Genomic DNA, 24238 nt, shown 5'->3' with positions numbered 1-24238 from the left:
TATATAAACGGAATTCACCCTATTTGGTATGCGATTCCAATTGAATTTCTTATTAAAATATGTTTTACTTAATTTAATAATAGTTTATTTTTAAACGAAATAGGGGGACAGAAATGAACGCTACGTTAGATGTTGAAGAAAGAAATGCTAAGATTATAAAGATTTTGGTCGAAAGAGACAAAGAAGGATTTAAATACGGTGAGGTTAAAAAATACCTTGAACAATTAGCCGACGAAATGGATACTACTTTTAAAGTCGTTCAAAATTTGTATTACAATCGGGTTAAAGAAAAAGCAACTGATACACCAAAGGAAACGGTTGTCAGAGAAAAAGAAGAAATTGATACAACAGATAATCTTTCTCGAACAGATATTATCAATGGAAAAGATGTTCGCCTAGTTAAAGACGAAGATAAAACCGAATACTATGTAGCAAAAGATGTATTTAATTCTCTTAACATCGATAGAACAAGCGCATTAGCTAAAGAAGGACTGAAGAAAGAATATAAACAGTACATTCCTGTAAAGTCTTCACATGGCTTTGTAAAAACAACCGTTTTAAAGCCAACTAATTTAGCTGAATTTCTTAAATTTATTATTCAAAAACATACGTCATCAGTTATTCGAGACAAAGCACAAGAATTTTTAAATCACATAGAAAATCCTAACCAAAATAGTATCAATAGTACATTAATGCAAGAAAACAATGAGAAAACAATAGTTAAACAAAAACCAGAATCTCAAGTTATAAAAACAGAACACGTACATCCAATTATTAAATCAGCATCTAAAGAAGAAAAAACAGAACAAGTAAATCCTAATGTTAAACCAGCATCTAAAGAAGAAAAAATAGAACAAGTAAATTCAACTGTTAAATCAGCATCTAAAGAAGAGAAAACAGAACAAGTAAATCCAGTTGTTATATCAACATCTAAAGAAGAAAAAATAGGACAAGTAAATCCAATTGTTAAACCAGTATCTAAAGAAGAAAAAAATCAAGCATCAACTACATCTTATCGCATGGGTAAAGCTGTCTCATTTGAAAAAGAAGAAGAAGACAAACAACCACGACCTAATTATAAATATGGAGATATTCTAGAAGCTGTAGTAATCCATATTCCAGACTACGGTGCTATTATTGAAACATTAGATGAATACAAGATGAAAGGTCTTATTCATATAGGTGATATTCGATATGGTCATGTAAGTAATGTGCATATGTATTTTACAGTCGGTGACAAAATAAGAGCAAAGGTAAAACGATATGATAAAGAAAACAACCGCTTAAATTTAACAGTCAAAGAACTTAAAGGACCTTATCGTATTAAAGATGAAGCAGAAGAAAAAGAAAAAGAAGAAAAATTTGAAGAAGTGATGAGTGAAGAAAATGGAATCATTTTAGAGGACAAACCGAAGAATGATGTATTAGCACAAGAACTTCTGAAAGTAAAAGACAGATTGACACTTGCTTCTTCTCCTCAAGAAACTACACAAGATACAAAAGTCGAAGCAGAAATCGCACCGAAAGTTGAACCAAAAGTCGAATCTGTAGTAGGTGAAAATAAAATATTGAGTAGCGGAGGAACAAATATGGTAACGGGGGAAACAAATCTAGTAATTCAATCTTCACAAGGACTTGAAATAGAAGGTAATAAAGAATTAGAAAATATTATTTCTAGACTTAACAATAAAATCGGTGCTATTTCTCCGCAAGCAAGAGAAAAAATGTTAGAACTTTTAAACGAAAACAGCATCGTTGAATTTACGATTGCAATGATTGAGGTTCTTCCAGAGTTTAAAGCTGACTTAGGACTGATGTTATTGGGTGAAATCGAAAAGAAAATGAGTGAATGTCTTTGACGACCAAATCGTCTATATTGCTTCACCTCATGCTGAGGAACAAATTATAGCTCGAACTGGTTATTCTTTGAAAAACGCAAAAGCTGAAGTTGAAAAGCTAGCTAAAGAGGGCGAACTCTTAATCGAAGTAGATAACTATAGATACATTAAAAATGGTGAACTATATTTACCTTGTATCCAATATACAGGAAGACCGAAAAATTACTTCAGAGTAAAATCTGTATTGACTTGGGATATGGTTGATTATCGCTTTCAAAAAGTGATTGATAACTACCATCTTACTAGAAAAGCATAAATCAAAAAAAAGACGCGAGCTATACGTTCGTGTCTTTTTTATATACTTTCTCTTTTTTAATAATTTACAACCTCATATCCAATAAGCAAGGCTCTTGCTAGCTTACCAACAGACATTTCTTCAAGAGGATGTCCTTTCCCCCAACTAGAATTTTTATCCGCGTGAGCTTCGATAATAGCGCCATCTGTATCTTCTTGGTTTGCATAGTGTGGTAATTTTCTTAATTCCTCGATTTTATCAGCGGCATCTTGGTTGATTTGTACTTTTAACATAATAATTTCCTCCTTGTATTACACATAGTTTTTTATATTAATCTTTCATTCAATTTAATTGTACTTCATTTTTATATTTTCAAGTGAAAAAAGTTAAGAAAAGGGTACTGAAACATAAGTGAAATAATATCACAATCAATGTGTATCTAACGCAGTGTGCAGAAGGTTTACTGTTTCCTTTGGACGAGTTTTCCATCCGTATTTCATAAAATAAATTTAGTTTTTGAATTTTTATTTTTTCAAATTTGCTATACTTTATGCACATAAAGGAAAGTGAGGAATTGAAATGTCTGACGAAAGAAGAAGTAATAATAACAAAGGTGAAGATAAAACATTAAAAGCTTTAATTGCTTTAGCTGGATTCGCAATTGGAGCAACAAGTATGGTTGCCTGGAATAATCGTAAAACCATTCAAGACAAAGCATTAGATGCGAGAGACCGTGCTTTAGAATTAAAGGAAAAAACAATTGAACTAACTGAAACAGTTAAAAGTAAAATAATTGATTTACAAGAAAATAAATTTAAATCATCTGCTAAAAAAGAGACACCTGAACAAGTAGATAATACAGAAAATGAAGTAGAAGCAAACGAAACAAATGAAAAAAAAGAGGTAGAAGCTCCACAATCTCCAAATAACAATGATGACAACAAAATGTAATTCATTATCATTCATTCTTTACATTTTGATTGTTCACATCATCTAAAAAGGAGGGTATCTGTCGTGAATAAGAATATTTCTGTTATTATTGATGGAACGGTTGGAGCCGGGAAATCTACATTAATGAATATTTTAAAAGATTTAGGCTTTGAGGCATTTCCAGAACCGGTAGTGGATAATCCACTGCTAGATAAATTCTATCATGACAAAGAAAAGTATTCATTCCCGTTACAAATAGAGTTCTTAAACAAGCGATTTGCTCATTTAAAAGCATCTAAAGCGTTTGAAAGGGTTACATTAGACCGTAGTATTTATAATGATATTGTCTTTGCACAAATGCTACGAGATAGTGGAGATTTGCCAAAGGAATTCTATAATATTTACGAAGAACTTTTAGAAAACATGTTAGAACATTGCGAACCACCGACTCTGATGATTTATCTGCAAATTTCTGTAGACGAAGCAATTCGTCGTATTCAGAAACGCGGTAGAGATTTTGAACAAATCGTAGAACGTACATATTGGGAAGACTTAAATTCACGTTATGGCGCCTTTTTCAAGGAGTATAATCGTTCTCCTCTATTGGTTGTTGATGTATCTGGCTTAGACTTTGAAAACAATCTAGAAGACCGTAAATTCGTCATTGAAAAAATCAATGAAAAGTTCAAAGAACTCGGCTATGATTTAACACTGGATAATCAATAAACAACGCTTCTTGCGTTTTTGTCATTATAGCGTTTGTATAATTATTGTTACTACAATTATATTTACTAAATTCAGAAGAACAACTCTCTTTATAGGGAGTTGTTTTTTTATGCGAATTTTCTAGGGTTTTGAAAAAAAGAGTGTTATTATCGGTAGGCGAAAAATACTGAAAGGGGGATTTTGATTTGAAACGCATCTTAACAATATCTGCTGTAGCCTTTTTAACGTTGTTTATTACTGGATGTCAAAATTCAGAAAAAAGTAATGAAGAAAATATTCATAGCACAGCTGCACAAAATACAAAGGAATTAGCAAGCGCAAAAGAGTTTGGAAGAAAAGCCGTATCTGACTTTCAAAAAATATTCTATCAAGTTGGTGATTTACCTTTCGATTCTTATCAAGATGACTTAAAAAGCTATGGCTTAAACCAATCACAACAAGAGGCATTCGTTACATTTATAAAAGAAAATGAAGTTGATGGTTATGTGCGAAACATTCTTTTCAATGAATTAAGTGAAAAAGTAAAGAAGCAAAATGATTCATATATATATCAAATTACCACTGAAGCAGAAATAAAAAAAGATTCGAAAGCAAAAAAACATTACATGACATATGAGTTAACATTAAAACCAGATTTTCTAAATGGATATACAATTGACCAAATATCTTATGAGATAGGGCACTCAGTAGAGGGAATGGATAGTAAAATCCCGAATAATGCTCTTGATGATGTCGTACAGTCTAAATTAGATAAAATGTTTGAAAATAGTTTGTTTATGAAACATAAAACAGAAGAATTATCGACAGCTGAGTTTAAAAAACTTTTTTTAGATGATAATTATGCAGATTCTATCTTACAAAAGATATACTCAACAACAAAAAAGAAAGGGGAATTCATTGAGTCTTCTATCTCTTTATCTGTAAAACATGTTGATGATGATGGTTTTAGAGCGTTTGCTACAGGGGAATACAGTATTTCATATGGAGATAACAAGAATCAAATTAATCATATAACGTATGATTTTTCTATCACATTACAACAACAAAGTGCAGTTGAAAAAAAATATAAGTATTTAATTGATGAACTATCCCTTAAACAAAAATAAATAACCATACTTATAACATCTTTAGATACTTATTGAATAATGAATTAAATAAAAACCACTAAAAAAAAGACCAAATCTAGAATAAATCCAGATTCGGTCTTTTTTATATGCTCATACAATCTAAATTCTTTTCATTTCAAAGAATCAATTGTAATTATGCTCTTTTTTCTTTCATTACTTCTTCCATAATTGTTTCTTTATCATCGATGTAGAAGATATCTGCACCTAAGTGGATTAACTTTTCAACAAACGCTTCATATCCACGGTACATGTATTGTAGACCTTCTACTCTTGTAGCACCTTTTGCTACTAAACCTGCGATAACCATTGAAGCAGCTCCACGTAAGTCATATCCTTTTACCGGGCAAGCAGATAATTTACTTGGATACACAACAGCCATTGTTTTTTCAATGTTTACTTCTGCACTTAGTTTTCTTAATTCGTCTAAGTGTCTGAAGCGATTATCAAAAATTGTTTCTGTAATTACAGAAGAACTGTCTGCTCTTGTCATTAAAACAGAGAATTGGGATTGCATATCAGTAGGGAATGCTGGATGCACACCAGTACGGATATTTGTTCCTAAGATTTTACCGTTATATTTCAAAGTTACTTCGTTTCCATCTACTTCGATGTGAGCACCCATATCCATTAATTTCTGAAGCACAGAGCTCATATCAGGAGCATGAACACCTTTTAATGTAATTTCACCTTTTGTAGCAAATGCAGCTACTAGAAGAGTTCCTGCTTCGATTCTATCAAACGGGATTTGGAATTCTCCACCACGTAAACGTTCAACACCTGTAACCTTTACAGAATTTGTTCCTGACATTTCAACATTAGCACCCATAGCGTTTAAGAATTCAAATACAGCCATGTTTTCTGGTTCAAGAGCGATATTATGAATCACTACTTCGTCTTTTGTATATACAGCTGCACTAACAAGGTTTTGTGTTGCTCCAACAGATGGGAATTCTAAAGAATATTCACCTTTAATATTTTCTGAAGTAGCGCGGATAATTCCTTGCTCCACAGATACTGTTGAATTTAAGTGCTCAAATCCATCAAAATGGTAGTTAAGTGGGCGAGGACCAATTGAACATCCACCAGGCATTCCAACCGAGCATGAGCCAAATCGCGCTAATAATGGTCCTAATAATAAGCTACTTGCTCTTAACTTACTAGATAATTCATCTGAAATAATCTTATTTTCAAGATTTGTATTGTCAATCACAGCAACATTATTCTCAAATGTGTATGTTGCGCCTAAATATTCCATAATCTCAAGCATAGAATGTACATCTGAAATATCAGGAACATTATATAGAGTTACTTTCTTTGGAACTAAGATAGTTGCAGCTAGGATAGGTAAAGTTGCGTTCTTAGAACCTTGTACCCCTACTCGTCCTTTTAATTTGCGTCCACCGTTAATAATTACTGAATTCGTTCTGTTCTTTTCCATACACATTCGGCATTAATAAATTAACGCCTTAACACTCCCTTCAATGTTTAATTAATTATGTATATTAAATTTTAATAAAATTAAAATTTGGTATTTTTAATTCAGAATTTCATTTTAAATTGGTATTAAATTCAAAAAATGTTCTGATTAGGTATGTTTCGCCTTTAGTTTTAATAAAAAAACCAAAATACCTTGCGTAAAACGGATGAAATCACGATTTTTCTGGATTTTTTATGCTGTTTTCAAACATTATAATAAAAAAAGAGGGGGTTAATCCTCTTTTTTATTTGAATAGAAAAATCTAGATAATGCAACACCAATAAATCCAAGACCGATAAACAGAATTGCTCGAACAATAATAGACACGTTTGTCATATCAATAAATATAAGTTTGAGTAATGTTAAGAATAAGAGTCCGATACCCAATAAACGAATGTTTTTATTGCCCGATAGCACTCCGTAAACTACTCCTGCAACGGCATAGATTGCCCATAGAGAGGAGATGGTTAAACTTTGTACATTGGTTGATAAATTTTGTGTAGCAGCTCCACCGATTTGTGTAATAAACATTAAAATAGCGATTGCTGTAGAACCGAATAACACATTCATAATGTTTGAAATTTCTTCATTTCGTACCTGTATGGTACTAAATATTTTTCTAATCAACAGAAGACTGCTTATCATCATTACCCAAGCAATTGTCTCAAGTGAGAAAACATGATTAATTCCACTACATAGAATTTCTGCGACACCTGAAACGTATACAATAAGACCAACACCTGTTTGAGTTTTGGTTTTTGCTTTTAATCCGATATAGAAAGCTACTAGACCTTCAATTAAGAACATTAAACCAATATGTTCTCCATTTGCCATATCCAATATAAACATTGCCAAAGCGTATGTCGCAATTGGAAGAGTCACATTCAACTTTATTTTATCGATTCCAAAATACACGAAAGATAATACTGCATATACCATGAATGATACCAATAGGAATATAGAATATTGGTCGCTACTAAATCCAACTCCTACCCATAATTGAGTTAAGATAAAGCTAGTAAATAAAGTAGCCCTTTGTGCATTGATAAATAAATCTTTTCTTAAGAAAGCAATTAATAAGAAAATATGTTGAATAATAATCCCTATAGTAGCCACATTATCTTGTATTGCAGCGAAGAAGTACAACGCTAACAATGTTACATGTAGCAAACCACCACTTGTAAAATACAGATACACGTATTTTTTCAATAAGGAATAATATAATAGGGCAATAAAGAATAAAACTTCATAACCTACTAGCAAAAACTCATTTCCGGATTTACTCTCGATTAAATAGGGAATTAAGAATCCTGCTACAGCAGCTATTATGGATACAGGTTGAGAATTATGCCTATGCGATAAGTAGATAGCTACCATTACCCATAATACATTTAGTATAAAGGCAAATGTCGGACCTATTAATCCATATAAGTTATGTGCAGCAAATGTTGTTAAAATCAGAATAACAACTGAACCACCAAGTAAAACTTGACCTAATGCTCCACGTTTTTTCTGAATTTGTCGTTCTCCTACATACAGTAATAATCCAGAAGTGATGAATCCTAACATGGCTCGAATTGGCTCTGTAATAAATCCGCTATCTACAGCTGCTTTGAAACCCCATAAAATCCCTAATATTAATACAAATATAAAGACTCTTGGGAGCCAAACTTGTCCCAACAATTTTTCCCAATCAACTTCTTCTTTTTTAGGAACCGGTTTTTTTGAACTTGCTATAACTGAATCCAAAGGAACATTAACTCCTGTTGGTTTTTGCTCCATAGAAGGTTTGTTATTTGTTGTTTGAGGTATTGCTGGTTCTTCCTTGATAGCCTCAGTGCCAAAAACACGCTTTTTTAGGAATACAACTTCCTTTTCAAGTTCTTCAACTCGTCGTTCTAAATCTGAAACTTTTTTGTCATCAGACATATAAAAAAACACCAACTTTCGTGCTAAAACAAACACATTTTTATTCTATATTATATTCATCGTAAAAAGAAGAAGAAATTAAAATTATTTTAGGATTTTCAATGTTTTTTGTAAGGCATGCAACATTAAAGTGGAGAGGGGAGTTGTGACAACAAAAAAAGGAATCTAAAAACACCAGATTCCCTTACTTTATTCCCAAACTATGAATATGATTAACTATGAATATCGTGTCCACAATTTTCGCATTCGGATTTGTACCAATCGGTAAGATGTCCACAATTTTCGCATGTATGCCATTTCGAAAATCTAATAGCAATTTTTTTCAACCAACTCATTACAACACCTCCTCTTATATAGGATTATAACTATTAACTTCTTATGAAGTAAAGTCTAATATTTTTTATTTTCAGATAAAATACGTTAAGTAGTTCTTAATACGATAAATATATATTTTTTTACCTAAACGATTAAAATGAATTACAATTTATAAAATTCACTGTTATATAACTTAACTGTGAAATGACAAAGGAGAATAGTAGAATGGGTATTTTAGAAAAAATCAAAAAAGACCATACAAGGAAATCAAAACAAGTAAGACAATTACGAAAAAAATTAAGAAATAGACTACCTTTAGCTATACTTAAGAAAATGTTAGCCCAAGAAGAACGTCATGAAGTAGACTGGAGAAATTATTACTATTTAGATGTAGAGGATGACTCAGGTTATTCCAAAGCAGTAACAATTAAAGAAACACGCATTAAGTTGCTGAAAGACCTTATTAGAATGATAGAGAATAAATAATTAGTAGTTCGACCATAAATTACAGCAAATCCATTCATTAACCTCAATAGTAAATCATATTGAGGTTTTTTCTTTTCAGCCTACATTACTCCTAAAAATTCAAAAAAACCATAATGTAGATAATTATAATTACATGAAAAAACCTCGATTTTCTTATATCGAGGTCACTCATTCATCTATTATGTTTGATGTTTGTATCGCAAATTAACTATTTGGACATCAATTTTAATAATTCCACAACTGACAAATCTTTTACCATTACAGTAGATAAAGGTATTTCTCTCTTATATGTGATACGAGAATAAGCACTTCCTAATTCAAAATCATTATCTTTTTGCGCCAATGCTTCTTCTAATTTAGACTCATCTTCTACTAATACAATTCCATTTGTCGATGTATCCGAAGTGTCATAGTGTACTTCAAATGCTTTCATTTTCTTTTCTCCTTTATAATGACAGTTAATTTTCATAATTCATTTAAATTATAATCTTTTTAAAAACTTTTTTGTTTAAAAACAACATATTTTTTGAATACAGCTAAAACAAAAAAGGGGAGTGTATCCCCTTTACAGATTTAAGTCATCTTTTCCTTTTTGCTTAGGTTGTTTTGCTACTTCATTTCTTACATTACGATTACTTCTTTCTTCATCAAGATGTTTATGGAACGTCTTTTTGGCTTTAGACATTTTAGTAATCAAAGCAGTAGAGACATTAGAAAACTTTTTATTAAATTGTTCTTTTACATTCTCACTTACACTAGAAGCAGCTCTTGCTAATACTAAGGACCAACCTTCTTTAGAAAATTCGTCTTTCTTTTCTAATGCAGTGCTATGTAATATTGCTTTTTTTAACGATTGATTCGCTTTTTTAAAGAAAGATGAAACTGTTTTTCCAACACCAGCAGTCTTTTGAACATCTGCATTCAAATCGTTTTTCATTTTCTTAGTTGAAATGGATTTCGGAACAGATATTTTTTCATTAAAACGTTTGTTTTCAGGTTTGATTATTAAATCTTTTCCTGTTTTAAACAAAGCTGAAGCAAAGGCTTTTTTGTTTTCCCAGTCATTTTGTTTTTCTTCTTTAGAGCGAGCATTTTCAACCAATAGTGCGTAGTTCACTTTTTCCTGTCTTTCTTCTGGTGATAAGTTCCTATCGAATTTATGACCTTTTTCTTCTAAAGTATATTCTTGTTCCATTAATTTTCTCTCTTCAGGAGTTAAATCATTTGTTACTGTTCGTTTCAATAACTCATCCAATTTCGCTATTTCTTGGTTTTCAATAGCCTGTTCAGCTGCTATGTCAATGAGTTGTTCGTTTTCTGTTTTTAGAACCTGTTTTTCTTCTTTCAATAGGGTATTCGTTTCTATAAGTTCATTAGAAAGTTTTTTCATTTCTACAAGTTCCTTAGATAATGATTTTATTGCTTGTACTTGGTTCTTAAAATATTTAATTTGCGTATCCTTTTCGATACTTTCCTTCTTTAATTTTTGATAGCTACTTTCTTTTTGTTTCTTAGGTGCAGCAGCATTTTCTACTTTTTTGGTACTTTTTTTAGTTTTAGGTTGTTTATCAAGTTTAATTGTATTGTTTTTATCGTTATCTTTGTCCTTTTCTATTTCTAGTTTATAGGTTTCTTCTAAAACAATTTTGAATTCAGATAAACTTGGTTCTGCAATTCCTTTTTCAGAAAGTTGCTCTTTTACTCTATTATGAACCTTCTCATACGCATCAATAATTTCAGCATCATAAGGATTTCCCCACTTAGGATTCTTAACGTCATCTAAAGCTTCTAATGGAGAAAATCCTCTATTATCAAATCCCTTGATGGAATCAGTAACCCTTAAGATTCTAGCTAGTTGAGGGATATCTTTTTCTTTCGCTTCCTTTCCATAACCACCGCCATCAAAGTCTCTATGATGATACTCAGATGCCTCAATAATATATGGCTCAACTCCAGCTTGTTCTAACAGTTTCTTTCCTTCTTCCACATGCTTATGCATTTCGTCTCTCATTTCAACCGTGAATTTACCATCGAAGTTAATAAAATCTGGCTCTAACCCAACCATTCCAGCATCATAATATAATCCTGTTTCATGAGCGCGCTCTTGACCATCTTTATCCCATCCTAACTCAGCGGCAATTGCTTTATTTAAATTTGCAACAAAACGAGAATCTTCTAATGTTTTACCATCGTTATGTTCTTGCATTTTCATAAATAAATCTAATTTTGTATTCATATCTGATAAATTGATATGTTCAATCGAATATTTAAATTCTTTACTCACTCTGTATACACCTCCAGTTCAAATTTTCACACATTATACTCTGTATTTTTGTTTATGGATTATAATTTTTCTTTTTTATCGCAAAGAAAAGAGGGAGATATCTCTCCCTACAATTCCGCACCACCTTTTTCTCTAGATTTGGTTTTTTCATTTTGTTTTTCTTTTTCCGCATGTAAATGCTGAGTGAAGGTTTCTTTTGTTTTTGCTACTGAATCTTTATAATTCTGAGTTACTTTCGCTTTAAGCTTACTAAACTTGCTGCTCAGTTTATCTGATAAGCTTTCACTTATACTCATTGAAGCCCTTGCAACAACACTTCCCCATTTGATATCACTCAACTCTTGTTCATTTTTCGCTTCTTTTTCTTGGCTCTTATTCAGAACAGTATGTTTCATCACCATTGTTTTCAAACTTTTATTTGCTTTATTTGCAAAAGCTTTAACGCTTTTTCCAAAACCAATAACTTTTTCTTTCTCTTTATTTAAGCTGTCTTTCGCTAGGTTCATCTCTTTATTCAAATCTTCTTTCATCATTTTCATTGATAGATTAGCAGGAACAACCACAGCATCATTTACTTGTTTTTTCACAGGATTAACTACTAAATCGTTTGCCGTTTTCACTGCTGCTTTCGAAACGTTTTTCATGGTTTCAGCAGCTTTCTTAATAGGCTCTACTCGTTTATCCCATTTTTCTTTTCTTTCGATACTATTAAACATTTTTGTATACAGTTTATCTTTGTCTACAGCATCGTTAATTTTGCTTTTTCTTTCTTCAATAGTTAGATTTCTATCAAATTCATGACCTTTTTGAGAATATGTATATTCCTCTTTTAAAAGTTTGGATTTAGCCTTTAACTCTTTATCATGTAGGTTTTGCATATAAATCTTTTCTGACTTCTTAAGTCCATTTTTTGCTCGTTGTCTTTCTTGTAATTGTTTAGCTTCTGCTACTTTTTTATCAATAGCTTCATGCCCACCAAGAAGTTCAAATGCTTCTTTTAAAACTGCATATTCTACATCTTTTCCTACAGATAATTGTCTCAAGTTTTTAACCTGTTTATTGAAATGACTAATTTGCTCATCTTTTTGAGCAACAGTTCTTTTTAATTTTTGATAACTAGTTTCTTTCTTTTCCATTTTTACACCTCCGTTTTAAAATTCTATAAGATTATAAACGCATTTTAATAAAAGTGGGTATTTTACCCACTAAATGCCATTTCCATTTCATCAAACATGGAGATATATCCTAACACTTCGTCTGTCATTTCAGCTGAAATAACCAGAATTAAATCAAGAAGATTATCGTACACTTCGAATGGTTGTAATTCAGATTCGTCCACTTTCACACCCAATTCTTCATGTACATCTAGAACTACATGAGCAGCTAGTTCTTCATCGTTGTTTGTTAACTCAACAAGACTTTTATGAAAATCTACTTCTTCAGGCGTAACGCCAAATCTAATTACCGTTGATTGCAAAACACTAAGGGCTACAACTTGCTGGTATTCATCCCATTTCGTTGCATACTCATATTTTTCTTCAGCGGTCATTCTATCAAAATCTTTTATTTTTTTATCTTCAAAATTCATGTTTCAACACCCTTTCTATTTAAAAAATAAGGAACCCCGCTCAGCAGAGTAGGGGGATTTTACTTTTGTTGATTTATTTTTATTTAAGAAGATGTGGATTTTCCACATTCACACGATAATCAAATCTTTGTAAAAAGTATTCTAATACATCTCGTACTTTAGGGAATTCTGTGTATTCGTCACCTGGAAGGTAATCCATTTTTACATTTAAGACCTCGTGAATATCAATTAACATATGACTTGTTGTAATTTCATCTCCATTGGTGATGTCACGTAATAAATCATCTGTATTGATGGTTTCTGGCTGTTTTCCGTTTCTTTTAAAACGTTCACCATAAGCCGTTGTAAATGTTTCAAGAATGATTAATAAATTGCCTTTTTGAATTAATATTTCCTCTTCAGAAATGTCTGGTTCGTTTGGTACGGGATTCTTTCTAAAAATATCTTTTAAACTCATCGTTTATTCGCAAGGGTTAACCCTGCTTTCACCTCCTAAAATAACTAAATACGTCGTAAGTATTCCGTTGTCCAATTCGTTTTGGGTGTTTTCATTTCACACCATTTATCTTGTTATAAACCAAAATGGATTTTTGTGTAATTTTTCTTTGTTTTTTTTGGTTTATATAACGTATGGACTATTTATATACTGTGTATAAAACAAATATATAATTTGTATATACACAATTTGTACGCATTATATACACCTTCATTTTTATTTTCAATATTATGGCAACAAATGTTTTGAGGGGGAATGAAATACTTGTTTTTAAAGGGTTTGGTAAGACTTCGATGGTATTTGATTTATGAAATAACATTCGTTTTATATTGGAGATGATACAGTATGACAACCTGGTTTATAGTCGCTTTAATAATTTTTGGTCTTCTTAAAATAATAGTAACGAGTATTCCGACATCTGTTGTAGATTCGCTTATTAGTAGGTTTGAACTACATCCTAAGCTTGGTGATGAGGAAGTTACAATTACTATAGAAGATAGAATCTTGCAAGGTGAAGAAAAAACTCAAATTATCAATTATTTTAATGATGCAATATTTGTAGAGCAATATTATGCGCCGCCAATTAATAATGGAACACCCATAGTAATTGGTACTAAAAGAGGAAAAACTGATATTAGGTTCTTTATATACATTCACGATGAACATGTTGATGTAGTGAAAAAATACAAAAAGAAAGTAATCGCTTACAAACTACTTTCTCGTGAACTTATAAAATATATACAGGAAAAGGAGTAACTGCAATCTAACAAGTTAAATCATTTCATTCCTAATATAAAAAAGATAAGGAAGAGCATCTGAATGTGCTTATACTTATCTTTTTCTTTTATTTAATTTGTTTTCATAAGCTGTATTATTTTAATTGTTCTTCTTAACCATTTAGGGTCGTTTTTAACATTTTGTTCCACTAGATTCTCTTTTCTTCTGTATAATAAAAGAAAAGCAAGAAAGAAGGATGATTACGATGACAACTACACATAGCTTAAACATCAGACCATATATGATAATGGCATTGGGAACAAATGAGATGTTACGAGATGATATAAATAGCATCTTTAAAGAAAAAGAAACAGAATACTACTCAGCCTTTAAAAACTCTGGTTTTTATGAAGATGTAAGATTTCGAGCTTTAACAACAGAACCTCAAGAACAACTTCGAAATGTAGCAGGCATAGTGGAGTATAGTTACAACAAAGGTGATATGAGAGATATTTTAAAGTTAATAAAAAAAGGATATAATTTTGTATTTCGTTATGTTCAGTCAAATCAGGTTGTACGAGCTTCAGATTTACTTGCAAAAATAGAAAAAAGAAAAGGCGATATCTCAAATACATCTGAACAAGAAATAGTTAACGCTTTAATGATAGCTATGTATTTATGTGTTCAAGGGATGGCACAATGGGATACAAGAGACCCTTTTAATCAAAAAATCGGTATTATTGAAGAACACATTTTATTAGGACTAGGTACGACGGCTGTATTAGATGAAGTCAAATCGGAATACGAAAGTCAACTACCCCAATACCGAGAACGTTACAACCCAAATAAGAAGAAAAAATTATCCATCGGCATATTACTTGAACATATTGTCATGAAAGAAATAACGAATCATCCAGAATGTAAAAAGGTTATGACTATGAAAGAATCCACGGCACTTCGTTCTAAGGTATTCCATGAAGGTATATCAAGCCGCATTGGTTCTCTTACAGCAGTCATACAAATGTATGGAGCGATAGAAACAGAATTCTTCGAGAAAGTATATGTAAGCGCAGAGGAATTAGATTACATCTTTATGCTATTTTTACAGATGAAAGAGAAAAGACAATTTACAGAACAAGATGCAGACTGGTTTGTCATTTCTTCTCTTTATATAAAGGGGATATTTGATGAGTATCGTCTTACACAACGAAAATATTTGGATGACTCAAAAGAAGAGTTTTATTTAACACTAGTGGATAAGGAGAAAGAACTACAGGAGCAGGAGCGACACCTTATTCAACAAAAACAATTTGAAGAAAAACAAAGAATTCAATTAAGCAATGAATTACATCAATCTAAAGAAGAAAATAAACAATTACAACTTGAAAATCAAAAACTACAGAAAGAATTAGAAAGCAGAGAAGATAATAAGAAGGAGCTGATTTCACTTCGAGATTTTATGTATCGTCAGATGCAAGATGAACCGGAATGGGAAGAAGAAGAGGTACCATTCGATGAATTAGTATCGTATCTTAATACGAAGAAAATCGCATTCTTTGGCGGACATCAAACTCTTCATCAAAAATTAAAGGAGTTATTACCGAACGCTCGATTTGTTCATCCTGACGTGAAACTTCTTGATGTTTCATTTGTAGATAATATGGACGCTGTATTTATCCAGTGGAAGTATTTCAATCATCGCTTAGGTGAAAAGGTAAAAGCTCAATTAAAAGGGCAACAATTGTACGAACGAGTAATGAAACAAATGAATCAAAATAAAACATCAATGTTCTATATACCGGTAAATAATATAGAACTTACTATCAAAGAAATGGCAACCTTATTAGAGAAAGAAGAGAAAGTAAAATAAGATACAAGAGGAGAGAGACTTTATCGTCTCTCTTTTTTGTTTTCATTTAGATTTTGAATATTATGATAAAATTATTATGTGATAATAAAAGAATATGATTAGGAGATAAAATAATGTCTAGAACGAAAGTGTCATTAGTTGGGAAAAAGGTGTGGATTTATAATTGTCTTGCAACGGTAAAACCAGAAATTGCAAAACAATGGCATCCAACAAAAAATATTGGAAAAACCATTTATACCGTAGCAGCTCATAGCAATAAAAAAGTATGGTGGATTTGTCCAAAAGGTCATGAATATTATTCCACTCCTAATAGCAGAAAAAATCCATACAGAGGATGTAACAATTGTAGAAAAGAACAACAAACATCTTTTCCAGAACAAGCAATATATTATTATATAAAACAAATATTTCCGGAATCGGAGAACAGGTTCGTTTTGCAATTCGATAAAAAGAATCGTTGCGAAATAGATGTGTATATCCCCAGTTTAAAATTAGGAATAGAATATGATGGGATTTTTCATAAAAATAACAAAAGTGGGGATGAAAAGAAAAATAAATTATTAAAAGAAAACGGAATTTATTTAATTCGTTTAAGAGAAGGAAACCTTCCAGAATTAAATCTATATGGTTCTATATATTTTCGTTTAATAGACGATTCATATTCTGAACTTAGTAAAAGTATCAAAAAATTGTTTGATTATATTTCTGTTCACCATGAATTAAATAAAGAACAAAAAAATATAATCTCTCAAATTAAGGTTGATTTAAAAAAAGACGAAGTGAATATCTTCAAAAAATATATAGAAATGGAGAAGAAAAACAGTTTAGCTTTTAAGTTTCCTGAAATGTCGAAAGAATGGCATCCTGATTTAAACGAAGGATTAAAACCAGAATTTTTTACGGCTTATACTAGTAAAAGGGTATGGTGGAAATGCGAACAAGGACATGAGTGGAAAACTTCCATTTCTAACCGAACACTTGGCGGAAATGGTTGTAAATATTGCGCAGGTCAGGCACCTACAAAAGAAAATTGTCTAGCAACACGTTATCCTGAAGTAGCAAAACAATGGGACTATGAAAAAAATAATCCTGTTACACCCAATGATAAAATGCCTGGTTCCGTAAAGAAAGTATGGTGGAAATGTGAAAAAGGACATTCTTATCCTATGGCTATTTCTAAAAAAGTAAACTCAGGAAATAGATGCCCTGTTTGCAACGGAAAGAGAGTTACAAAAGAAAATTGCTTAGCTACTGTAAATCCAGAATTGTCAAAGGAATGGAATTACGAAAAGAACAAGGAATTGACTCCAGAATTAGTAACATCAGGTTCTTCAAAAAAAGTATGGTGGGTATGTAGAAAAAATCCTAATCATGAATGGGAAGCGCGTATAAAGAAGAGAAACAAAGGACAGGGTTGCGGTTTTTGTTTAAATAAACGAATCACAGAAGAAAATTGTTTAGCAACTATTATTCCAGGATTAGCTTCGCTATGGCATCCGATTAAAAATAAGCATTTGACGCCTTATAACGTTCCACCAAATTCAAATAAAAAGGTATGGTGGAAATGTGAAAAAGGACATGAATGGACAGCAAGAATTAATGATAGAGTAAGAGATGGTAAAGTTTCATTTGGATGCTCTATATGTTCTAATCGCAAAGCTGGAACTGAAAATAATATATCTGTTCTTTTTCCAAACATAGTCAAGGATTGGGACGAATCTAAAAATGATGACAAAAATCCTGAGAACTTTGTTCCCGGAAGCAGCATTAAAGTATGGTGGAATTGTTCTAAAGGTCACGAAGAACATGAACAGATAAGATATCGAATTAGAAGAAAAGGATGTAAGGAATGTAAGAAATTAAAAATATAATTAAAAAAGAGAGATTTTGTATCTCTCTTTTTAAGCTTCATCTTCTAAATATTCTTCAACAGTTATTTCTTGAGAAGCTAATGATGACAATCGCTTATCTTTATAATATCTGTTCTGTTTATCTTGGAATCCATTCCGGTTGTCCGATATAATTAAAATAGTTTCATCAGGTAATCTTCTAACTTCGTCTGGCGTCAATAATTCTCTTTTTTGAGCAGACACACTATATGAATTATCATTCTTTTTACTAAATGAGGTCGATACACTTTTTATTTCCTTAAATCCTAATAATTTAGAAGCGTACTCCGCAGAATCATAACTTAGCCCTGGTAAAAAGGCTTTCGTTTTTAGATTATCTAAAATTGTATTTGCTGCCTCATTATATCTCTGTTTCAATTGATTAACACTTTGAATCCCCAATGAAACACTCATATCACGAGAACGACAGATAGCTAATATAATATCTATATTTGGAATAACCCCTATGTTTGCAAATTCGTCCATGAGAAAGTAAATAGGAGCACCTTTTCCAGTCTCTAATAGATGATTCATTAATTGAGAGTAAAAAGGCGACATAAGCGGAGACATGAATGCTGATTTATGTTCTGGAACCATTACATATAAATGAGTAGGTTGTTCTCTCAATGTCTTAGGGTCAATCTCATTCAAAGAAGTTAATTCCTGAATCAAGGGGTCTGTAAACATCTGCAAACTTGTTGCCAATACTGTTTTGATTGATGATGCCGTTTTTTCAGACTCTGCTGATTGTAAGAATATATTCATTTGTTGTTGTGCTTCTGGTGTTGAATCTTCAATTAATAGTTTCAATGTTTCTAAATCATTTTCAGTAATTAATTCTAATGCTTTTGCAACTGTATTATCTGGTGCTTCTAACTCGTAAACAAACAATAAAAATGCAACTAGTAATGGGGTCGCCATATTTGTCCACTCACTACCACCAGATTTAGTTCCTGTTAATTGTTCAATTGCTGCATTACCATTTGCAAGCAAAACTTGCGCAAGTTCTCTGACTTCAGAAGCATTTCTGCATAAAGAAAGAGGATTATACTTCATAGTTTTACCCTTAAATGGGCTAAACACAATAACATTTTTCCCTTGATTAAGAGCATGTTGAGCTGTTTTCTGAAATAATTCACCCTTAGGGTCAGTTACTACAACTGAAGCATGTGCTGGTAATTGTAATAAACTAGGAATGAAGAAACTTGCTGATTTCCCCGAACCAGTTGCGCCGCATAGAAGATAATGTTCGAATGATTTTTTTTCAGATAGCCTAAATTTTTTACTAATTGGCAAACCATCATCACCTAAAAATCCTTTAAAATCACTTTCCTTTGCGAATTTAGAAGTTGCTACATTATCTTTCTCTGTTGCAAGAAATTCTTCTGCAATTCCTTTTCTTTTCAGAATTGTATATGCAGCAAGAACCTGTAATGCAATCAAAACAATAAATGTCCCAAAACACCAAATGATATCCCCAGTGTTACCACTAACAGCACTCTTTGTAGATTCTATAAATGGAAAAACTAAATTCGTAATAAATCCAGATAAAACAACCATAAAACCAATAGCGAATCCAATGATTATCTTCTTCACTTACATCACCACTTTCATCTCAAAAAAAGAGAAGGAGACAAGAATAAACGTCTTGTCTTAATCATTGAATTCTCTGTCACCACGGTCTCTGTTTCGTTCATATCCGTATCCATAGTCCAGACTTCTATCCATTTCTTTAATACGTTTTTTAATCAATCTTCCGAATGATAGATTCGTATTAGCATCCTTATCCGCAAACATACCTAAACTTCTTACCTTGCCATGAACATATTGACCAACAGTTGTTTCAACCACTTCACCTTTTCTTCTGAATTGAAATGGTTTTTCTGCTGCTTCTGTAGTCATAGACTGTTCATATTGAGAAAAATATGCAATTGCATTTTTATTTGGGCTTTTATTTATCCCGGTTTTTGCTTCGTTAAAATTTTGTTTTTCTTTATGTGCTTTTACTGCACGTTTAACCGCATCTTTTGATTCGGTAGTTGGTTCATAATCAAATAAAGCTTGTTGTATTCTTGTCTTTCCATCAACTTTATAAGCCATATACATACACCTCTTTTACACAAAAACAAAGCCTATGTATTACTTGGTATTTTCATAGATATATAACAATAAATCCGCAACAGTAGGAAACTGCTGAAACTCCTGTAACGGAGAATGATTTACAGCAATATTAAATACTGAAAATAGTTGTAATACTAAGCGTCCAAACGTAAATCTATCCGAATGGAATAATTCTATAGTTGAATCTTCAAATCGCACACTACTAGTATTGTTGTTGGTGTAAACCTCATAATAGAAGGTAAACACATTTGCAATACGAAGGAATTTATCTTTATCATCGACTGTTATGTCATAACCGTTAAAAAGCTCCATTGGATTAGGTTCACTCCTCTTTCATATAATTCCAATTTATAATAAACACAAACTTTAAAAAATCAAGTAACTTTCCAATTTTTCTGCGTGAAAGATAACGCAATGTCTAAATAATGTATTAATGACACTCAAAAGATATGGGAATTTTATCAAGATGTATGCGATACTAATTTTATTGATACAAACAAATAGACTACGAGTTTCGTTAAAGAATAATATAAAAAAATTGTTTTGTTAAAGTAGTATATTAAGAACTTTAGTTTTAACAAATAATCTATTTTAAATTTACAATAATAAAGAGTATGAAATAGGAGATGAAACGGAGGAATACTAATGTTGGGAGAAATATTCAAAGAGATGGTCAAAGGGGTACAAGAAGAATTAGCTAAGGAACAAGGCATTTCCTTAGAAGAATATCTTTTAAATGTAGCTGAAAAAGAAAAAATTCGAAAAGAAGAGGAGGAACGATATTTAGCATCTGATGAATATAAACAAGAAGTGGAGAGACAAAAAGTTGAAGCAGCACGTAAAAAATTAGAAACTTTATATGATATGTTTGCTCAACCTGTTGATGAAACAATAAATGCTAACAAAACGAATTTAAGAAAAATTATTCGTTGGACTCCATCAAGATTTAATGAATGGAGAAAAGAAGACGTCGTAGAACTTGCTTTACGTGGAATCCAGGCAGGGAAGGATGGCTTTTCTGAATATAGTTGCGGTGCATATTCAGATGATACGCGGATTAGAAAGTATCGTAATTATGGTTTTACCCAGCACTTAGCCATACTCGATGGAAAAATCAGATGGATTGATGGTTATAAATGCGAATGGCAAAGGGTGTATGAATTAAAAGTAAAAAAATAAAATTATAGTTACTTAAAAAGGAACCTTGTTATGTATGAACAGGTTCCTTTCTTTATAAAAAACATAAATCAATAATTAAAATAAGTCATACATAGAATCACAATTATCTAATACATCGCATAAACAGTCATTAATCTCAAATTCGAATTCGTCTTTCTGTAATTTTTTCAGTAAGACTTTTTTGTCTTCCTCATCAAGTTCAGAGTTCTCTATTTCTTGCAATACCTGTTTCACTTCGTAAATGTCATATCCTGATTCTTCTAATTTTTCGTCAATCAAGTATCCTTGTAAATCATCTTTATCATCAAATCCTTTAACGATACCATCAGGTACTTTTAACATTAATCTTTGCATTCTATCACCTCTATATTAGATTTATATGAATTGTAACATAAGTGGCAATTCATTACCAAATACAATACACCATAATGATTCTGGAAATGGAACACTCTAATTAAAATATTATGGATTTCTTACAAATACAAATTTATTTTTGGTATATTGACGAAAGAAATGAAACTACATCAGGGGAAGTGGTTTGCGATGGAGAAACATTTACTTAAAAAATATGATATTAATCTTAGTAGTCGAAGTCCGAATCATGGGACTCTGAATATTAACCTATCATTAGTAAATGATAAATGGCATTCTTTTGTTGAACGATTTTATAAACAAGATTCAGAAATAAAAAATGGTATCAACGCGATATACCAAAGCGAAGAAGTAAAATTCCCATTGCTTTTTGACAAGATTCTCGACCTATCCACGAAAGATGCCATGCTAGGTTTTGAAATTTTTGTTTTCAAATTTCATGGTAATTTTCAAGATTTTTTCTTAGAGGTTTTGTTCCAAACCCATTTGGGTAATTTTAATTACATATATGATTCTAAATTTAATACGGATATTCTTAATGAATTTGAATATAGTCTATTTCAGTTTCAAGAATCATTAACAATTATTCCGAATAAGACCGCAGCACATCTCAAAATCCTAATCCAGCTGTATTTAAATGAACTTCTTTCATATTTATTTTCTTCAAAAGAAGAAATAAACTTTTTTAATAGAATAATAAGTCCATCCAAAATACATAGATACCTGGTTTAGTAGAGGATTAATATTTCTCGTAACGATTGCGGAGAAGGAAATAGATAGGATAGGCATAAAATAATTCATGCATCGATGACTTTACAAAATAATCATAAAATGAAACCAAGAAATGGAGATAGACCCATGATGAATCAAAACGCCATTGAAACAGTTAAAAATAATTATAGTAATGCTTACGGGGTTCAATTTATCCAAATAGAGCAGGTGAATGAAACAACGCTAAAAAATATACTTGCTGCCTGTGATAGCCAAAAGCATATGGAAGAGATAATCAATTGGTATACCGATGAAGAAGATAATACTTATAACAATTGGGTTGATGTTGAAGGAGAAGGGTATGGCTGGCTTTGGGTAGATAAACCTGAAGACAAATGGCATGAGATATTAAGAGACTCTCTATTAAAATATATTGAAAACAAAAAACAACACATCATTGAAAATATTGAATATGTCATCATTGTAAGTACAGAGATTAAAACAATTTATCATTTCGTTGAAAGAGAATCATCAATGCGTGACGTGATATATACTTTTTCCGATGAAGAACTTTCTTATTAATGAGTTAAACAAGAAAATCTATTACTGTTTTAGAACAAAGACTTCACAAACTAATGAAGTCTTTTTTTTATTCACAAAAATGAATCATGTGTTAGAATATGTAAAAAACAGTGCGAAGGAGCATGAACATGTACACGAAAACGGAGCTACAACAAATAGGACAAACTATTCTTCAACAAATGGGAGGTCAGGGCAAACTATCAGCTATGATTTCTATTAATCACATTGGTGTTGGTATTAATGAAGCAGGAAATCCATATATAAGTTTTTCTTTTAAGGGAAACCCAAAAATCACTCATTGTGTTATTACACTAAATAAGATGGATTTATATGACCTTGATTTCATTCACATCCATCCCAGGTCCTTTGAGCGAACAGTTTTCAAAGAAGTAAAAGATATTTACGCGGAAAATCTAAAATCTACTTTTGAAAATACAACAGAATTATATTTATCGTTGTAATTTATTTAGCTACATTATATTCATTGAAAAAGCCATTATAATTGGCTTTTTTCTTTTATATGATTTCTTTTAAGAAAATAAAAGGTTACTTCAACTGAGTCCTAATTACTTGAACAGCTTACACAGGTTATTGAAGAGAATGATGGAGAAATACTTACAAAGGCAAAATTAACAGAAATAAAAATAGAAGATGGGAAGATTGAAAGTTTACTAGTAGGGGATGAAAAGTATATAGCAGATGATTACATCTTTTGTATTCCTCCAGATGAATTACATAAAGTATTCAAAGGTACTATATTAGAACCTAGATTCATGGAATATTCTAACCTAGAACCTACACATGTCATGTTTTATGATATTGGTTTAAAAGAAAGAGTGAATTCTCCCTATACATACGTGTATGATACAAAAAACAAACTTTTTATTACGGATATTTCTTACTACGACCCAAACTGCGCTCCAGAAAATGGTCAACTGCTACAAGCTATTGCTTACTTAAATAAAGAAGAAGCAGAAAATCCTGAAACCATTGAGCAATATAAAGAAAAGATTGAAGCATTCTATGACAAACACTTTGCTGGATGGAGAGAATCATTGGTTGTTCCTAAAATATCAAAGAAAGCAATTGTTCAAACGATTAAGTGGAATATGTCGCAACAAGGAATCCCTATATCTTTCGCAGATATATCAAATTTATATTTTGCGGGAGATTGGTGTAACGGCGATGGACAACTCTCTGAATTATCATTTTCTAGCGCATATCATGTTAGTAAACTTATACAAAGAAATAAGTAATAGAAAAAAGCAGGGCATTTTGTATGCGCTGCTTTTAATTTTCTTTTCAT

At 31.5% G+C, this 24238-nt stretch carries 27 protein-coding genes; 14 read left to right on the top strand and 13 right to left on the bottom strand.

Annotated elements, in window-relative coordinates:
* Window positions 1-113: 113 nt before the first annotated feature.
* Both PDL00_RS00595 and PDL00_RS00590 read left to right on the top strand, forming a co-directional pair.
* Complete coding sequence (locus PDL00_RS00595; protein ID WP_270725362.1) at window positions 114-1859, top strand: S1 RNA-binding domain-containing protein; 1746 nt, start codon at window positions 114-116, stop codon at window positions 1857-1859.
* Complete coding sequence (locus tag PDL00_RS00590; protein WP_098007450.1) at window positions 1846-2154, top strand: hypothetical protein; 309 nt, start codon at window positions 1846-1848, stop codon at window positions 2152-2154. Before PDL00_RS00595 ends, PDL00_RS00590 begins: the two co-directional genes overlap by 14 nt.
* A 56-nt stretch (window positions 2155-2210) precedes the next feature.
* Here PDL00_RS00590 and PDL00_RS00585 read toward each other — a convergent pair whose 3' ends face one another.
* A complete protein-coding gene (locus PDL00_RS00585; RefSeq protein WP_270725359.1) occupies window positions 2211-2426 on the bottom strand; it encodes a hypothetical protein in 216 nt (71 codons plus the stop codon).
* Between the two features lie 286 nt (window positions 2427-2712).
* Between PDL00_RS00585 and PDL00_RS00580 the strand changes: the two genes are divergently transcribed.
* The 3 genes from PDL00_RS00580 (at window position 2713) to PDL00_RS00570 (ending at window position 4895) form a co-directional block, all read left to right on the top strand.
* A complete protein-coding gene (locus PDL00_RS00580) occupies window positions 2713-3084 on the top strand; it encodes a hypothetical protein (RefSeq protein WP_098007524.1) in 372 nt (123 codons plus the stop codon).
* Window positions 3085-3147: 63 nt separating this feature from the next.
* Window positions 3148-3789 carry a deoxynucleoside kinase gene (locus PDL00_RS00575; protein ID WP_257149607.1) on the top strand — a complete coding sequence of 214 codons (642 nt, stop codon included), beginning with the start codon at window positions 3148-3150 and terminating at the stop codon, window positions 3787-3789.
* A 185-nt stretch (window positions 3790-3974) separates the two neighbouring features.
* On the top strand, window positions 3975-4895 hold the full coding sequence (locus PDL00_RS00570; protein ID WP_270725355.1) for a hypothetical protein: 921 nt from the start codon (window positions 3975-3977) through the stop codon (window positions 4893-4895).
* A gap of 154 nt (window positions 4896-5049) precedes the next feature.
* Here the strand turns inward: PDL00_RS00570 and murA are convergent, their stop codons facing one another.
* The 3 genes from murA to PDL00_RS00555 all read right to left on the bottom strand — a co-directional run bounded on the left by murA (window position 5050) and on the right by PDL00_RS00555 (window position 8657).
* Window positions 5050-6354: a UDP-N-acetylglucosamine 1-carboxyvinyltransferase gene (gene murA, locus PDL00_RS00565; protein ID WP_270725352.1), complete on the bottom strand. Its 1305-nt coding sequence runs from the start codon at window positions 6352-6354 to the stop codon at window positions 5050-5052.
* Between the two features lie 270 nt (window positions 6355-6624).
* Window positions 6625-8322 carry a DUF2339 domain-containing protein gene (locus PDL00_RS00560; RefSeq protein ID WP_270725351.1) on the bottom strand — a complete coding sequence of 566 codons (1698 nt, stop codon included), beginning with the start codon at window positions 8320-8322 and terminating at the stop codon, window positions 6625-6627.
* A gap of 212 nt (window positions 8323-8534) precedes the next feature.
* Complete coding sequence (locus PDL00_RS00555; RefSeq protein WP_270725349.1) at window positions 8535-8657, bottom strand: hypothetical protein; 123 nt, start codon at window positions 8655-8657, stop codon at window positions 8535-8537.
* A gap of 205 nt (window positions 8658-8862) precedes the next feature.
* Between PDL00_RS00555 and PDL00_RS00550 the strand changes: the two genes are divergently transcribed.
* The gene (locus PDL00_RS00550) at window positions 8863-9123 is read left to right on the top strand and encodes a hypothetical protein (protein ID WP_098007514.1); all 261 of its coding nucleotides are present in this window, start codon (window positions 8863-8865) and stop codon (window positions 9121-9123) included.
* Window positions 9124-9331: 208 nt separating this feature from the next.
* On the opposite strand, the gene PDL00_RS00545 is transcribed toward PDL00_RS00550, so the two are convergent.
* From PDL00_RS00545 to PDL00_RS00525, 5 genes are all read right to left on the bottom strand, one after another.
* Window positions 9332-9556 (bottom strand): hypothetical protein, encoded by a 225-nt coding sequence (locus tag PDL00_RS00545; protein WP_098517546.1) that lies wholly within the window; start codon window positions 9554-9556, stop codon window positions 9332-9334.
* Between the two features lie 132 nt (window positions 9557-9688).
* Window positions 9689-11407, bottom strand: a complete 1719-nt coding sequence (locus tag PDL00_RS00540; RefSeq protein ID WP_270725348.1) for an HD-GYP domain-containing protein — start codon at window positions 11405-11407, stop codon at window positions 9689-9691.
* A 107-nt stretch (window positions 11408-11514) separates the two neighbouring features.
* Window positions 11515-12543 carry a hypothetical protein gene (locus tag PDL00_RS00535; protein ID WP_270725347.1) on the bottom strand — a complete coding sequence of 343 codons (1029 nt, stop codon included), beginning with the start codon at window positions 12541-12543 and terminating at the stop codon, window positions 11515-11517.
* A gap of 62 nt (window positions 12544-12605) precedes the next feature.
* Window positions 12606-12995 (bottom strand): hypothetical protein, encoded by a 390-nt coding sequence (locus tag PDL00_RS00530; RefSeq protein WP_098006626.1) that lies wholly within the window; start codon window positions 12993-12995, stop codon window positions 12606-12608.
* A gap of 79 nt (window positions 12996-13074) precedes the next feature.
* Entirely contained in the window at window positions 13075-13452 is a 378-nt protein-coding gene (locus tag PDL00_RS00525) for a hypothetical protein (protein WP_098006628.1), read from the bottom strand.
* A gap of 384 nt (window positions 13453-13836) precedes the next feature.
* On the opposite strand from PDL00_RS00525, the gene PDL00_RS00520 reads away from it, so the two are divergent.
* The 3 genes from PDL00_RS00520 (at window position 13837) to PDL00_RS00510 (ending at window position 17949) form a co-directional block, all read left to right on the top strand.
* The gene (locus PDL00_RS00520; protein WP_270725344.1) at window positions 13837-14247 is read left to right on the top strand and encodes a YfmQ family protein; all 411 of its coding nucleotides are present in this window, start codon (window positions 13837-13839) and stop codon (window positions 14245-14247) included.
* Window positions 14248-14473: 226 nt separating this feature from the next.
* The gene (locus tag PDL00_RS00515) at window positions 14474-16078 is read left to right on the top strand and encodes a hypothetical protein (RefSeq protein ID WP_270725341.1); all 1605 of its coding nucleotides are present in this window, start codon (window positions 14474-14476) and stop codon (window positions 16076-16078) included.
* 113 nt (window positions 16079-16191) lie between these two features.
* Entirely contained in the window at window positions 16192-17949 is a 1758-nt protein-coding gene (locus PDL00_RS00510; RefSeq protein ID WP_270725337.1) for a zinc-ribbon domain-containing protein, read from the top strand.
* 30 nt (window positions 17950-17979) lie between these two features.
* Here PDL00_RS00510 and PDL00_RS00505 read toward each other — a convergent pair whose 3' ends face one another.
* From PDL00_RS00505 to PDL00_RS00495, 3 genes are read right to left on the bottom strand one after another with little or no spacing between them, the layout of a single operon-like run.
* Window positions 17980-19563, bottom strand: coding sequence for a VirD4-like conjugal transfer protein, CD1115 family (locus PDL00_RS00505; protein ID WP_270725335.1), 1584 nt, complete (start codon window positions 19561-19563; stop codon window positions 17980-17982).
* Between the two features lie 57 nt (window positions 19564-19620).
* A complete protein-coding gene (locus PDL00_RS00500) occupies window positions 19621-20067 on the bottom strand; it encodes a hypothetical protein (RefSeq protein WP_270725333.1) in 447 nt (148 codons plus the stop codon).
* 39 nt (window positions 20068-20106) lie between these two features.
* A complete protein-coding gene (locus PDL00_RS00495) occupies window positions 20107-20400 on the bottom strand; it encodes a hypothetical protein (RefSeq protein WP_270725331.1) in 294 nt (97 codons plus the stop codon).
* A 333-nt stretch (window positions 20401-20733) separates the two neighbouring features.
* On the opposite strand from PDL00_RS00495, the gene PDL00_RS00490 reads away from it, so the two are divergent.
* Window positions 20734-21267 carry a hypothetical protein gene (locus tag PDL00_RS00490; protein WP_270725329.1) on the top strand — a complete coding sequence of 178 codons (534 nt, stop codon included), beginning with the start codon at window positions 20734-20736 and terminating at the stop codon, window positions 21265-21267.
* Window positions 21268-21342: 75 nt separating this feature from the next.
* On the opposite strand, the gene PDL00_RS00485 is transcribed toward PDL00_RS00490, so the two are convergent.
* Window positions 21343-21621 (bottom strand): hypothetical protein, encoded by a 279-nt coding sequence (locus tag PDL00_RS00485; protein WP_270725328.1) that lies wholly within the window; start codon window positions 21619-21621, stop codon window positions 21343-21345.
* Window positions 21622-21810: 189 nt separating this feature from the next.
* Between PDL00_RS00485 and PDL00_RS00480 the strand changes: the two genes are divergently transcribed.
* The 4 genes from PDL00_RS00480 to PDL00_RS00465 all read left to right on the top strand — a co-directional run bounded on the left by PDL00_RS00480 (window position 21811) and on the right by PDL00_RS00465 (window position 24188).
* Window positions 21811-22371, top strand: coding sequence for a hypothetical protein (locus tag PDL00_RS00480; RefSeq protein ID WP_270725326.1), 561 nt, complete (start codon window positions 21811-21813; stop codon window positions 22369-22371).
* Window positions 22372-22497: 126 nt separating this feature from the next.
* On the top strand, window positions 22498-22932 hold the full coding sequence (locus PDL00_RS00475) for a hypothetical protein (protein WP_270725324.1): 435 nt from the start codon (window positions 22498-22500) through the stop codon (window positions 22930-22932).
* Between the two features lie 128 nt (window positions 22933-23060).
* Complete coding sequence (locus PDL00_RS00470) at window positions 23061-23393, top strand: hypothetical protein (protein WP_098006889.1); 333 nt, start codon at window positions 23061-23063, stop codon at window positions 23391-23393.
* A gap of 312 nt (window positions 23394-23705) precedes the next feature.
* The gene (locus PDL00_RS00465; RefSeq protein WP_270725321.1) at window positions 23706-24188 is read left to right on the top strand and encodes a hypothetical protein; all 483 of its coding nucleotides are present in this window, start codon (window positions 23706-23708) and stop codon (window positions 24186-24188) included.
* Window positions 24189-24238: the final 50 nt, after the last annotated feature.

The organism is Bacillus cereus group sp. TH152-1LC (assembly GCF_027710505.1).
GTDB classification, from domain to species: domain Bacteria; phylum Bacillota; class Bacilli; order Bacillales; family Bacillaceae_G; genus Bacillus_A; species Bacillus_A mobilis.
This window is presented reverse-complemented; position numbering and strand designations above follow the sequence as displayed.